A 13145-nucleotide genomic window follows, 5' to 3' on the forward strand; every position below is an offset into this window, starting at 1 on the left:
GAAAACTCTCCTAATTTGTCATAGTCGCATACAGGACATTCAATTTACCCCGCACCGACAAATCCAAGACCTGGTCACCCACTTCAACTTTGACACCGCCAATTAATTCAGGCGCGACTTCAGTTGTAATCTGCAACTTACTGTCGAAGCGTTTTTTCAATATTTCAGCCAACTCAGCCAATTGATCTTCAGTCAATGGATAAGCACTGTAAATCACAGCGGACTTAGTATGATTGAATGACAAGGTTAAAGCTTGATATTGAGCATAGACTTCAGGCAATACAGGCAAACGTTTTTGCTCTGCCAGAACAGTAATGAAATTCTTCAATTCATCACTTTTTAATTCAACGAGTTCGGCAAGTACATTTACCTTTTCAGAAGTATTGATTTCAGGTTGCTCAAGAAAAGAAATTACTTTCTGATTTTGAACAACCGCGGCTAATTCTTCCAGTCCGCCCAACCAAGACTCAATTTGGTTTTTTTCCTGCGCCAGATTAAACAATGCTTTCGCATAAGGTCTGGCAATCGTTGCGAACTCAGCCATAAGATTACAGCTCCTGTTTTAAAGCACTGAGCAGCTGCGCATGTTTTGAAGTATCTACTTCACTGCGCAAAATAGACTCTGCACCTTTAACCGCCAACGCAGCAACTTGTTCACGCAAAACTTCGCGTGCACGGTTCATTTCTTGCTGAGCATCAGCTTTAGCTTGTGCTGTAATCCGCACTGCCTCAACAGTAGCTTGCTCTTTCGCTTCTTCTACGATTTTGGCGGCACGTTTTTCGGCGTTTGCTACCATTTCGGAAACTTGGTTACGCCCTTCAGCCAAGAGTTCTGCAACTTTCTTCTCTGCCTGTTCAAAATCGCTCTTACCGCGCTCGGCAGCAGCCAAGCCTTCGGCAATTTTTGCGGCACGCTCATCCAATGCTTTTGCGATTGGCGGCCACACGAATTTCATGGTAAACCAAACCAAACCGAAAAAGACGATGATTTGAGCGAATAAGGTTGCATTAATATTCACGTTAGTTAACCTTCGTACTAGTGTTAATCAAACAGACCGAAGTCTGTACCTAGACGGATCACGCCGTTTGATTATGCACCAAATGGTTTAACGAAGGCGAACAACAGTGCAATAGCCACACCAATCAGGAATGCGGCATCAATCAGACCAGCAATCAGGAACAATTTAGTTTGCAGCGGACCAATCAATTCAGGTTGACGAGCAGAAGACTCCAGATATTTGGAACCGACCATTGCGATACCGATAGAGGCACCCAATGCACCCAATGCTACGATCAAACCACATGCAATTGCTACCAAACCCATTTTTTACTCCTTGAGAAAACAAAGAAAGTTAATGAAAAACTACCTAATAAATTAATGTGCATCATGAGCTTGTCCGATATAGACAAACGCCAAGGCCATAAAGATAAATGCCTGCAGGGTAATCACCAAGATATGGAAAATCGCCCATGCCAATCCGGCAAGGATGTGGAAACCAAACAGAATCGGATCCAACACTTCAACGCTTCCAGATGTCGCCCAAGCGCCACCCAGCAAAGCAATCAGAAGGAACACCAGCTCGCCGGCATACATGTTACCGAACAACCGCATACCGTGAGAAACTGTTTTAGAAAGGAATTCGACCAGATTCAAAAGGAAGTTGGCGGGAGCAAGCTTGGCGCCGAACGGAGCGCTGAACAACTCATGAATCCAACCACGGATACCTTTGATTTTGATATTGTAATAAATACAAATCACCAAGACACCGATAGCCAACGCTAATGTGGTATTCAAATCTGCGGTCGGTACAATACGCAACAATGCATGATGGTTACCGGTAATGTTTTGCCATAGCCACGGGAACAAATCGACCGGCAGCATATCCATGGCATTCATCAGGAAAATCCATACAAACAGCGTCAAGCCTAACGGGGCAATGGCTTTTCGAGATTGCTCGTTGTGAATAATGCTTTTACACATATCATCCACAAACTCAAACAGAATCTCGACGGCAGCCTGAAAACGTCCGGGCACACCCGCCGTCGCCTTCCTGGCCCCACGCAAAAGTAGGAAACTTCCGATTACACCCAACAATACAGAGAAAAATATTGCATCAATATTAATAAAAGAAAAATCAGCAATATTATCCAAGCCTTGTCCCTTAGCGACATCGGAAAGGCTGGTCAAACTTTGCAAGTGGTGCGTGATGTAATCAGTAGCAGTAATTTTGTCACCTGCCATAATGCTTCACTCTCAACAATACTAAAAAAACGAAATGGCTGACACCGAGCAATCCGAACAAGAACGGAAAGAATATCAAAGACTGATGCCAAACTGCGAATACGGCAAGCATCATCACCAGCGACAGCACTACTTTTAAAATTTCCCCGATAATGAACGCTTTACCATGATACAAAGGGTTGCGCTTGGAAAATTTTAAAAGTAAAACTGCGATAGAAGACGGGACTAAATAACAAACTCCCCCTGCGACAGAAGACCAAAATCCATCCACACCCGCAAAAACAGCATTTAATACAGAAATAATTAATAAAACAATGATTTGATAAACTAAAATCTGATTCATGCAAAATTAGGGGGTACAACGGAAATGGTCAAGCGATGCTAGAATATAATGAAGAAGCCTGCACACGTCAAGAGATAGTTAACCTTTGTGAAATAACACCAGCCACATTTAACAACGTATGTAATTTTTTATTCTATCACAAATTACATTAAATTACAGCCATTATCCAGTAATTCTATTTCAATAAAAAAGTCATCTGAAAACTGGAGAAGACGTTTTCAGATGGCCTTAATTTTAAATTTTCCGCACAACCTAATTCACATCTGATAATCGATGCCCAACTGTTTCAGCAGATATTCAAATGTTTCCGGCGTATCAAAGTGGAGGACGATTTTGCCTTTTTTGTGATTGGTGGTTTTGACTTCCGCGTTAACGCCCAGCCTTTCGGTCAACACGTCGTTCAGACGACGTATATCGGGGCTGATGGTTTTTTTAATTTCCTGTTTGGTTTGATGGGCGATTTGGCTGCGGCGTTCGACTTCGCGCACCGACCAACCGTTTTTTACTGCTTTTTGCGCCAACTCAAGCTGCTCGACCACGGGCAGGGTCAGCAGGGCGCGGGCGTGCCCCATCTCAAGATGGCGGTGGTAGAGCATTTCTTGGACCGGCTCGGGCAGGCTCAACAGGCGCAGGCTGTTGGAAATGGCACTGCGGCTTTTGCCGACTGCCTTAGCGATGGTTTCATGAGTCAGTCCGAACTCGTCGGCGAGGCGTTTCAAACCTTGCGCTTCTTCAATCGGGTTTAAGTTTTCGCGTTGCAGGTTTTCAATCAAACCCATTGCCAGCGCGGTTTCGTCGCTGATGGTTTTGATGACGACCGGAATCTCGGTCAGTCCGGCGAGTTGGGATGCGCGCCAGCGGCGTTCGCCGGCAATCAATTCGTATTGGGAAAGGCCGTGTTCGCGCACGATGACCGGCTGGATAACGCCTTGCGCTTTAATCGAATCCGCCAGCTCCTGCAAGGCTTCGTCGTCCATCTGTACCCGCGCCTGATAACGGCCGGGTTGGATGTCGTTGATGGCGACGGTAGTCAGGCGGTCGCTGCTGCTGTTGTCCACGCCGTTGGAAATCAGGGAATCTAAACCGCGGCCCAAACCGCCTTTTGCTTTTGCCATATTGAATCCTTTTCAGACGACCTTCCATAAAGCGCGTATTCTAGCGGATATTCGCAGGTGGCGACAATTCATATCACATCGTCTGTATTTATCAGACCGTATATTTTCAGCTAAAATCCAGCCTTCTATTTTTTATCGAACCACTCGTCATTCAATGCTTTATTCTTTTCTTACCGATATGTGGGATATTCTGCGTCTGCGCTATAAAAATCCTGCTGATTATTTCTATACGCTGCCTGTCATTTTGGCGATTTTGCTGCTGTTGGGCATGATTAATGCGGCAGATATGTCGACCTTGCTCGGCGTCAGCACTGCCGCCGCCGTCTTTGGCGTGTTGGTTACCGTTATAAAGTGGCTGATTTTGAGCCGCGTGATGCGTCATGTTTTGAGCAGAAACGGCGCGCCGCGCCTGCCTTTATGGGGATTCATCTTGGCATCGGAAGCTTTGATGATTCCAGCACTGCTTGTGTTTTATGTCCCACAGATTACGCCGCTGCTGATGTTTTGGAAGACTTGGGTGTTTTGGGTGCAGGCTGTCGGCTTGATGCAAATGGGTCAGGTTAAAGTTTGGACGATATTCAAAGGCTATCTTTTGTACTTCTGCTGCATGGTTCTGATTATAGGGATTTTTATACAGCTGTTTACACTGGCTGGCTGGTTCGATAAAGCAACGCTAATGCAAAACTTTAATGCGTTAACGGCTGCTATGGAGCAGGCGAGATAAGCTAGGGGTCGTCTGAAAATCCACCCTTCTCGTTTTCAGACGACCTTCTTCCAAAGAAAAAACCTGCACGGTTGTCCGTGCAGGTTTTTGTTTGCGCTCAGGTTTGGGCAACCTTACATCATGCCGCCCATACCACCCATGCCGCCCATGTCAGGCATAGCTGGTTTTTCTTCAGGGATTTCGGCAATCATGCAGTCGGTCGTCAGCATCAGGCCGGCGATAGACGCAGCGTGTTGCAGCGCGGAACGGGTTACTTTGGCAGGGTCGAGTACGCCCATTTCGATCATGTCGCCGTATTCGCCGGAGCCTGCGTTGTAACCATAGTTGCCTTTGCCTTCCAACACTTTGTTCACGACTACGCTGGGCTCGCCGCCTGCGTTGGCAACGATTTGGCGCAGCGGAGACTCAATAGCGCGCAAGACGATTTGTACGCCTGCGTCTTGGTCGGCATTGCCGGTATGCAGGTTTTCCAAAGCGGCACGGGCGCGCAACAGGGCTACGCCGCCGCCGGCAACCACGCCTTCTTCAACAGCTGCGCGGGTAGCGTGCAGCGCGTCTTCCACGCGGTCTTTTTTCTCTTTCATTTCGACTTCGGTAGCGGCACCGACTTTGATCACTGCTACGCCGCCCGCCAGTTTGGCAACGCGCTCTTGCAGTTTTTCTTTGTCGTAATCGCTGGTTGCGGTTTCGATTTGTTGGCGGATTTCGGCAACACGCGCTTCGATTTGGGTTGCGTCGCCGAAGCCGTCGATGATGGTGGTGTTTTCTTTACCGATTTCGATGCGTTTGGCTTGACCCAAGTCTTCCAGAGTGGCTTTTTCCAAAGACAGGCCGACTTCTTCGGCAATCACGGTGCCGCCGGTCAGGATGGCGATGTCTTGCAGCATGGCTTTGCGGCGGTCGCCGAAGCCCGGGGCTTTAACGGCAACGGTTTTCAGGATGCCGCGGATGTTGTTCACGACCAAAGTCGCCAAGGCTTCGCCTTCTACGTCTTCAGCGATAATCAAAAGCGGACGGCTGGCTTTTGCCACTTGTTCCAAAACAGGCAGCAGGTCGCGGATGTTGCTGATTTTTTTGTCGAACAGCAAAACAAACGGATTGTCCAGCGCAGCGATTTGTTTTTCCGCGTCGTTGATGAAATAAGGGGACAGGTAGCCGCGGTCGAACTGCATACCTTCGACGACATCCAATTCGTTTTCCAAAGATTTGCCGTCTTCAACGGTAATCACGCCTTCTTTGCCGACTTTTTCCATCGCTTCGGCAATAATCGCGCCGACTTGTTCGTCGGAGTTGGCGGAAATCGAGCCGACTTGGGCGATTTCTTTGGACGTATCGCAAGGTTTGGCGATGTTTTTCAGCTCTTCAACCAAAGCGGCAACGGCTTTGTCGATACCGCGTTTCAGGTCGGTCGGATTCATGCCGGCGGTAACGTATTTCATACCTTCGGCAACGATGGCTTGAGCCAGTACGGTGGCGGTAGTGGTACCGTCGCCCGCTACGTCGTTGGTTTTGGACGCTACTTCTTTCACCATTTGCGCGCCCATGTTTTCGAATTTGTCTTTCAGTTCGATTTCTTTAGCGACGGTAACGCCGTCTTTGGTGATGTGCGGGCCGCCGAATGCGCGGTCAACCACTACGTTGCGGCCTTTAGGACCCAAAGTTACGCGGACGGCGTTTGCCAGAGTGTTCACACCGCTGACCATTTTTTGGCGGACTTCGTTACCGAACTGTACGTCTTTTGCTGCCATTTTTTGATTCTCCAAAATTGTTTAATGTTGTTTGAGGTCGTCTGAAAACCTTGTACGCCTTTTCAGACGACCTGTCGTTCTGAATGCACGGAATGTTTATTCAACGATACCGAAGATGTCTTCTTCGCGCATAACCAACAGCTCTTCGCCGTCGGCTTTTACGGTTTGACCGCTGTATTTGCCGAAGATGATTTTGTCGCCGACTTTAACATCCAGCGGACGGCGGTTGCCGTCTTTACCGATTTTGCCTGCACCCACGGCGATAACTTCGCCCATGTCGGGTTTTTCAGCGGCTGCGCCCGGCAAGACGATGCCTGATGCGGTTTTCTCTTCAGCTTCCAAGCGTTTGACGACGACGCGGTCGTGTAAAGGACGGATGGTCATGTTTTATGCTCCGATAAATAGTTTGAAAACAATCATCTGCCTTCATTCGGCAGATGCGGTTTGAAAAAGAAGGCGGCAAGTTTGTCAAAAAACTTACCTTAACACAGCGGCAAATTAGGGTTTGTCCCGATAAATTCAAGGGAAGAAGCAAAAATTTTCTATGCGGGGTCGTCTGAAAACGGACATGGCAAGTTGTGCACCATCCCCACCCTACTTTCAATGCTGATCAAGCAGGCAGACATTTTCAGACGACCTTTTACAGACGGCGAGCTTCACATGCTTCAATCAACAAAAAACCAAACACTATTGGCGCAAAACTATGCACACCTTTACAAAATAATATCCCACCTTTAAAATAAATAAAAATTATTATTATTAATAAATAATTTATCGATTAACTGAAACTTATCCAACAGAAGGAAATTTCCATGACTTCACCCCTGTTCCGCTTCAGCCTGCTTTCAATGGCACTCGCCGCCGGTTTTGCCCACGCGGAAAACGAAGCGAAAGAAAGTGTTACCCTTGATACCGTTACCGTAAAAGGCGACCGCCAAGGCAGCAAGGTCAAAACTAATATCGTCACCCTTCGTCAAAAAGACGAAAGCACATCAACCGATTTGCGCGAATTGTTAAAAGAAGAACCTGCCATCGATTTCGGCGGCGGTAACGGCACATCCCAACACATGACCTTGCGCGGCATGGGTCAGAACTCTGTCGACATCAAGGTGGACAACGCCTATTCCGACAGCCAAATCCTTTACCACCAAGGCAGATTTATTGTCGATCCCGCTTTGGTTAAAGTCGTTTCCGTACAAAAAGGCGCGGGTTCCGCCTCTGCCGGTATCGGCGCAACCAACGGCGCGATCATCGCCAAAACCGTCGATGCCCAAGACCTGCTCAAAGGCTTGGATAAAAACTGGGGCGTGCGCCTCAGCAGCGGCTATGCCTCTAATGACGGCGTAAACTACGGCGCAAGCGTATTCGGAAAAGAGGGCAACTTCGACGGTTTGTTCTCTTACAACCGCAACGATGAAAAAGATTACGAAGCAGGTAAAGGCTACAAAAGTCCCAACGGCGGCAAAACCGTACCTTACAGCGCACTGGACAAACGCAGCTACCTGGCCAAAATCGGAACAACCTTCGGCGACGGCGACCACCGCATCGTGTTGAGCCACATGAAAGACCAGCACCGGGGCATCCGTACTGTGCGTGAAGAGTTTACAATCTTCGAGTCCGACCCTGCAAAAGACAGGCAGAAACCCTCATACCGTGAAACTACCCAATCCAACACCAACTTGGAGTACACGGGTAAAAACCTGGGCTTTGTCGAAAAACTGAACGCCAACGCCTATGTGTTGGAAAACGAACGCTATTCCGCCGATGACAGCGGCAGCGGTTACGCAGGCAATGTGGTCGGCCCTAACCATACCCGAATCGCCACTCGTGGTGCGAACTTCAACTTCGACAGCCGCCTTGCCGAACAAACCCTGTTGAAATACGGTATCAACTACCGCCATCAGGAAATCGAGCCGCAAGCGTTTTTGAACAACGAATTTAAGATCTCCGGTAAGAAACCAGACCCCAAAGATCCTAAAAAAGAAATAGATAAGACCGATGAAGAAAAAGCGAAAGACAAGAAAGTTATGGATCTTGTCCATTCCTACAAACTGTCCAACCCGACCAAAACCGATACCGGCGCGTATATCGAAGCCATTCACGAAATTAACGGCTTTACCCTGACCGGCGGACTGCGTTACGACCGCTTCAAGGTGAAAACCCATGACGGCAAAACCGTTTCAAGCAGCAGCCTTAACCCGAGTTTCGGCGTGATTTGGCAGCCGCACGAACACTGGAGCTTCAGCGCAAGCCACAACTACGCCAGCCGCAGCCCGCGCCTGTATGACGCGCTGCAAACCCACGGCAAGCGCGGCATCATCTCGATTGCCGACGGCACCAAAGCCGAACGCGCGCGCAATACCGAAATCGGTTTCAACTACAACGACGGCACGTTTGCCGCAAACGGCAGCTACTTCTGGCAGACCATCAAAGACGCGCTTGCCAATCCGCAAAACCGCCACGACTCTGTCGCCATCCGTGAAGCCGTCAATGCCGGCTACATCAAAAACCACGGTTACGAATTGGGCGCGTCCTACCGCACCGGCGGCTTGACTGCCAAAGTCGGCGTAAGCCACAGCAAACCGCGTTTTTACGATACACACAAAGATAAATTGTTAAGCGCGAACCCCGAGTTTGGCGCACAAACCGGCCGCACTTGGACGGCTTCCCTTGCCTACCGCTTCCAAAATCCGAATCTGGAAATCGGCTGGCGCGGACGCTATGTTCAAAAAGCCGTGGGTTCGATATTGGTGGCAGGTCAAAAAGGTCGCGACGGCAAACTGGAAAACGTTGTACGCCAAGGTTTCGGTGTGAACGATGTCTTCGCCAACTGGAAACCATTGGGCAAAGACACGCTCAATATCAATCTTTCAGTTAACAACGTGTTCAACAAGTTCTACTATCCGCACAGTCAACGCTGGACCAATACCCTACCAGGTACCGGACGTGATGTACGCTTGGGCGTGAACTACCGCTTCTAAAAAGAGCGGGTAAAATACGGGCAGGTCGTCTGAAGCAGCGTCGGTTTTCAGACGACCTGCCCGTCAATCCGATTTCTCAATCTGGCATTTTCCAAACCTTTTTTTTGACAACGGCAGGATTGGAACAGGTGTTTGATGCGAGCATCCGCTTTGCGGATTTTCAGACGACCCGTCCATATTATCTGCCCCGAACCCGACAACGGAGAAATTATCCCATGTTACGTTTAACTGCTTTAGCCGTATGCTGCGCCCTTGCTTTGGGCGCGTGTTCGCCGAAAGATTCCGCTTCAAACCAAAACGCCCAAACCGCTTCCGCAGCCCAAACCGAAGGCGCGGGTTTGACCGTCAAAACGACGCGCGGCGATGCGAAAGTGCCGCAAAATCCCGAACGTATCGCCGTTTATGACTTGGGTATGCTCGATACTTTAAGCAAATTGGGCGTGAAAACCGGTTTGTCCGTCGATATAAAAAACCGGCTGCCTTATTTGGACGAATATTTCAAAACGACAAAACCTGCCGGTACGCTGTTCGAGCCGGATTACGAAGCGCTCAACGCCTACAAACCGCAGCTCATCATCATCGGCAGCCGCGCAGCCAAAGCGTTTGATAAGTTGAACGCCATTGCGCCGACCATCGAGATGACCGCCGATACCGCCAACCTCAAAGAAAGTGCCAAAGAGCGTATCGACGCGCTGGCACAAATCTTCGGCAAACAGGCGGAAGCCGACAAACTGAAAGCCGAAATCGACGCATCTTTTGAAGCCGCGAAAACTGCCGCGCAAGGTAAAGGCAAAGGTTTGGTGATTTTGGTCAACGGCGGGAAAATGTCCGCCTTCGGCCCGTCTTCACGACTGGGCGGCTGGCTGCACAAAGACATCGGCGTTCCGGCCGTTGACGAAGCCATCAAAGAAGGCAGCCACGGTCAGCCCGTCAGCTTCGAATACTTGAAAGAGAAAAATCCCGACTGGCTGTTTGTCCTTGACAGGGGCGCTGCCATCGGCGAAGAAGGACAGGCGGCGAAAGACGTGTTGAACAATCCGCTGGTCGCCGAAACAACCGCATGGAAAAAAGGACAAGTGGTTTACCTCGTTCCCGAAACCTACTTGGCGGCGGGCGGCGCGCAAGAATTGCTGAACGCTTCCAAACAGGTTACCGACGCGTTTAAGGCTGCGAAGTAATTTGATTTGATTAAAAAAAGGTCGTCTGAAACCACAAATCAGGGTTTCAGACGACCTTTTTCTATACGCCATCCCTCCATCCAAATATCCGCATTATAGTGGATTAACTTTAAACCAGTACGACGTTACCTCGCCTTGCCGTACTATCTGTACTGTCTGCGGCTTCGTCGCCTTGTCCTGATTTAAATTTAATCCACTATACAACAAGCCCCCTCTTCCTAAAACACAAGTTTCCCATCCCCGCCGTCCCTGCCCAAGCCATCAAACAACGCGACGTCGCAGCAAAAATATCGCCAGCCCTTCTGAAAATCCGGTTTCCGCCACATTCGGTTAAAGAGCATCAATAAATGTAGGCCTCTGAAAATATGATTAATATTCTCGGAGTAATGTATATTGTTTGCAAATCATTATCAAAAAATATTAGAATATACACTCTTGCTTTAACGCAACTCCCCTTAATCACCCATCTAGAGGAAGAACATGAAATCCCCCCATTCCCCCGCCTTCCGTTTCAGCATCATGGTGCTGGCACTGTCTTCAGGTTTTGCCCATGCAGACAACGTTCGCCCCGAAGCGACTGCCGAACTGAAAGAAGTCGTCGTTACCGGTACTGCCGTGCCGACCCGTGTCACCCGCAACCAGCTTGACCGCGAAACTTCGACCGATTTGAAACAAGTCATGAAAGACCAAATCGGTATGGATGTCGGCGGCGGCAACGGCGTGGCGCAGTTTTACAGCATCCGCGGCGTCGGCGAAGACAAGATTAATCTGGAAGTGGACGGCACCAGCCAATCCACCAAAATCTTCCACCACCAAAGCCGCTTCCAGCTTGACCCTGCTTTGGTGAAAAGCATCAACGTCGAAAAAGGCACGGGCGCGGCGAGCGCGGGTTTGGGCGCGGTCGGCGGTACCATCCGCGTGACGACGGTTGACGCGAAAGACCTGCTGACCGACGGCAAACCTTTCGGTTTCAAACTCGGCGCGGGCTTGAGCAGCAATAAAGGCTCAACCGGCAACGCGGCGGTTTACGGCTATCAAAACGGCTTCGATGCCCTGTTTGCAGGCAACTTCCTCAACAACCGCGACTACAAAGACGGCAACGGCAATGTCAACCGCGGAAGTCGTCTGAAACAGCACAGCTACCTCACCAAACTCGGTTACGACTTCAACGACGACCACGGCATCCGCCTGACCTACCGTCAGGAATACCAAAAAGGCAACCGTACCGACAAAGCCGAGTTCCAAAACGTTGACAGCTATGTCGGCGTGGACGGCACTTACCAAAAAGAGCAATCCTACAATCTGGAATACCGCGGCCGCAATGTCGGCTTCCTCGACAAAATCGACGCCAACGTCTTCCAAATCAACACCGACGACACCAAGCCGCCTAAAGGCGCGCCTTCCCCGAAAGCCCAAGCTTCCGGCACGGCGCAAGGCGGCGTTCCCATCGGTCAGCTTGAGTTGAGCAAAATCAAAGCGACCGGTGCCAACCTGAACCTTGCCAGCTCATTCGGCGACGGACACATGGTGAAATACGGCGTCAACTACCGCCACGAAACCTCCGAGCCGTCCGACAAAGGCGCATGGCTGAAGATTCTCGGCCTGTATGACCGCGACAAAGAGAAAAAAGCCGAATACGGCGTGTACGCGGAAGGCATTTGGAACCTGCACCCCGTTACCCTAACCACAGGCCTGCGTTACGACCATTTCAAATACAACGCCGCCAGCAAACAAAGCGCGTCGCACGGTCAGCTCAACCCCAGCATCGGCGCGATTTGGGACATCAACGACAACTTCTCCCTCTTGGCAAACCTCAATCAGGCAAGCCGCGCGCCCCGCCTGAACGAAGCCCTGTTGGCTAACGAACGCGCGGGCGCCGCCGCCGATTTGGACAGCAACCTCAAAGCCGAAACCGCCCGCCGCGCCGAACTGGGCTTCAAATGGCGCAACGACAACCTCAACGTCAGCGGCAGCGTGTTCCACCAACGCATCAAAGACCTCATCGTCTATCGTTGGGCAAAAATCAACAACAACACCGCCTCCATTACCGAACGCGGCAAGATTTACAACGGCGGCACGCTCAAAACCTACGGCTACGAACTTGACGCATCCTACCGCTGGGGCGGCCTGACCGCGCGCGCCGGTGTGTCCTACGTCAAACCGCGTCTGAACGGCGAAATGTACTACGGCGAAAGCCCGATTCAAGCGGAAGACCACGAAAGCTCGTTCACCTTCTGGAACACCGGCCGCCAATGGCTGACTGGCCTGTCTTATCAGTTTGAAAACCCCAAACTCGAAATCGGCTGGCGCGGCCGCTACGCCCAAAGCGTGAAATACACCGACGTCGCCCGCGGACAAGGCACGATACACGGCAAGAAATCAGGCTACGGCGTACACGACATCTACGCCAACTGGCAGCCGCTGAAAAAAGACAACCTGAACGTCAACTTCGCCGTCAACAACGTCGGCAACAAGCAATACCGTTCGCACAGCCAACGCTTCCCCGACGGCAACGGACGCATCCCCTTCTACGAGCGCGGCCGCGAGTTTGCCTTGGGCGTGAATTACCGCTTCTGATAAAAACGTTGACAAAAGGTCGTCTGAAACCTGATTTTTGGGTTTCAGACGACCTTTTTTAATGTATTAAGGTAAGAGCAGACATTTACCCTGCCGCCATTTCCACCCCATTACCTTTCCCTACATGGCACAATCAACCGCTCAATATCCTTAAACAGCCTTTTGTCGCAAAAATCAAACACAAACCGCCGCCAACTCACCCATCTCCCTGCAAAACACAAATAACATTTTGTTTTT

Annotated in this window: 12 protein-coding genes; 4 read left to right on the forward strand and 8 right to left on the reverse strand. The window is 50.1% G+C overall.

All coding sequences use genetic code 11. The features are described 5' to 3' along the window. Positions 1-10 precede the first annotated feature (10 nt). The 6 genes from MON37_RS09400 to MON37_RS09425 all read right to left on the reverse strand — a co-directional run bounded on the left by MON37_RS09400 (position 11) and on the right by MON37_RS09425 (position 3700). On the reverse strand, positions 11-544 hold the full coding sequence (locus MON37_RS09400) for a F0F1 ATP synthase subunit delta (RefSeq protein ID WP_039409554.1): 534 nt from the start codon (positions 542-544) through the stop codon (positions 11-13). A gap of 4 nt (positions 545-548) precedes the next feature. Further along, the gene (locus MON37_RS09405; protein WP_003760441.1) at positions 549-1019 is read right to left on the reverse strand and encodes a F0F1 ATP synthase subunit B; all 471 of its coding nucleotides are present in this window, start codon (positions 1017-1019) and stop codon (positions 549-551) included. A gap of 71 nt (positions 1020-1090) precedes the next feature. After that, complete coding sequence (gene atpE, locus MON37_RS09410) at positions 1091-1324, reverse strand: F0F1 ATP synthase subunit C (protein WP_003760443.1); 234 nt, start codon at positions 1322-1324, stop codon at positions 1091-1093. 51 nt (positions 1325-1375) lie between these two features. Beyond that, complete coding sequence (gene atpB / locus MON37_RS09415; RefSeq protein WP_003768887.1) at positions 1376-2242, reverse strand: F0F1 ATP synthase subunit A; 867 nt, start codon at positions 2240-2242, stop codon at positions 1376-1378. Beyond that, positions 2232-2585 (reverse strand): ATP synthase subunit I, encoded by a 354-nt coding sequence (locus MON37_RS09420; RefSeq protein ID WP_039409551.1) that lies wholly within the window; start codon positions 2583-2585, stop codon positions 2232-2234. The genes atpB and MON37_RS09420 overlap by 11 nt, the downstream gene beginning before the upstream one ends. A gap of 257 nt (positions 2586-2842) precedes the next feature. After that, positions 2843-3700: a ParB/RepB/Spo0J family partition protein gene (locus tag MON37_RS09425; RefSeq protein ID WP_039409549.1), complete on the reverse strand. Its 858-nt coding sequence runs from the start codon at positions 3698-3700 to the stop codon at positions 2843-2845. 154 nt (positions 3701-3854) lie between these two features. Between MON37_RS09425 and MON37_RS09430 the strand changes: the two genes are divergently transcribed. Further along, on the forward strand, positions 3855-4424 hold the full coding sequence (locus MON37_RS09430) for a hypothetical protein (RefSeq protein WP_039409545.1): 570 nt from the start codon (positions 3855-3857) through the stop codon (positions 4422-4424). A gap of 113 nt (positions 4425-4537) precedes the next feature. Here the strand turns inward: MON37_RS09430 and groL are convergent, their stop codons facing one another. Then, positions 4538-6172 carry a chaperonin GroEL gene (gene groL, locus MON37_RS09435; RefSeq protein WP_039409542.1) on the reverse strand — a complete coding sequence of 545 codons (1635 nt, stop codon included), beginning with the start codon at positions 6170-6172 and terminating at the stop codon, positions 4538-4540. A 96-nt stretch (positions 6173-6268) separates the two neighbouring features. After that, the gene (groES, locus tag MON37_RS09440; protein WP_003774857.1) at positions 6269-6556 is read right to left on the reverse strand and encodes a co-chaperone GroES; all 288 of its coding nucleotides are present in this window, start codon (positions 6554-6556) and stop codon (positions 6269-6271) included. A 428-nt stretch (positions 6557-6984) separates the two neighbouring features. Between groES and fetA the strand changes: the two genes are divergently transcribed. The 3 genes from fetA (at position 6985) to MON37_RS09460 (ending at position 12908) form a co-directional block, all read left to right on the forward strand. Next, positions 6985-9153: a TonB-dependent siderophore receptor FetA/FrpB gene (gene fetA, locus MON37_RS09445; protein ID WP_039409535.1), complete on the forward strand. Its 2169-nt coding sequence runs from the start codon at positions 6985-6987 to the stop codon at positions 9151-9153. A 215-nt stretch (positions 9154-9368) separates the two neighbouring features. After that, positions 9369-10331 carry a siderophore ABC transporter substrate-binding protein gene (locus MON37_RS09450; RefSeq protein ID WP_039409533.1) on the forward strand — a complete coding sequence of 321 codons (963 nt, stop codon included), beginning with the start codon at positions 9369-9371 and terminating at the stop codon, positions 10329-10331. 480 nt (positions 10332-10811) lie between these two features. Continuing rightward, positions 10812-12908 (forward strand): TonB-dependent receptor plug domain-containing protein, encoded by a 2097-nt coding sequence (locus tag MON37_RS09460; protein WP_039409531.1) that lies wholly within the window; start codon positions 10812-10814, stop codon positions 12906-12908. Positions 12909-13145: the final 237 nt, after the last annotated feature.

Origin of the sequence: Morococcus cerebrosus, assembly GCF_022749515.1 — a bacterium.
Taxonomy (GTDB): domain Bacteria; phylum Pseudomonadota; class Gammaproteobacteria; order Burkholderiales; family Neisseriaceae; genus Neisseria; species Neisseria cerebrosa.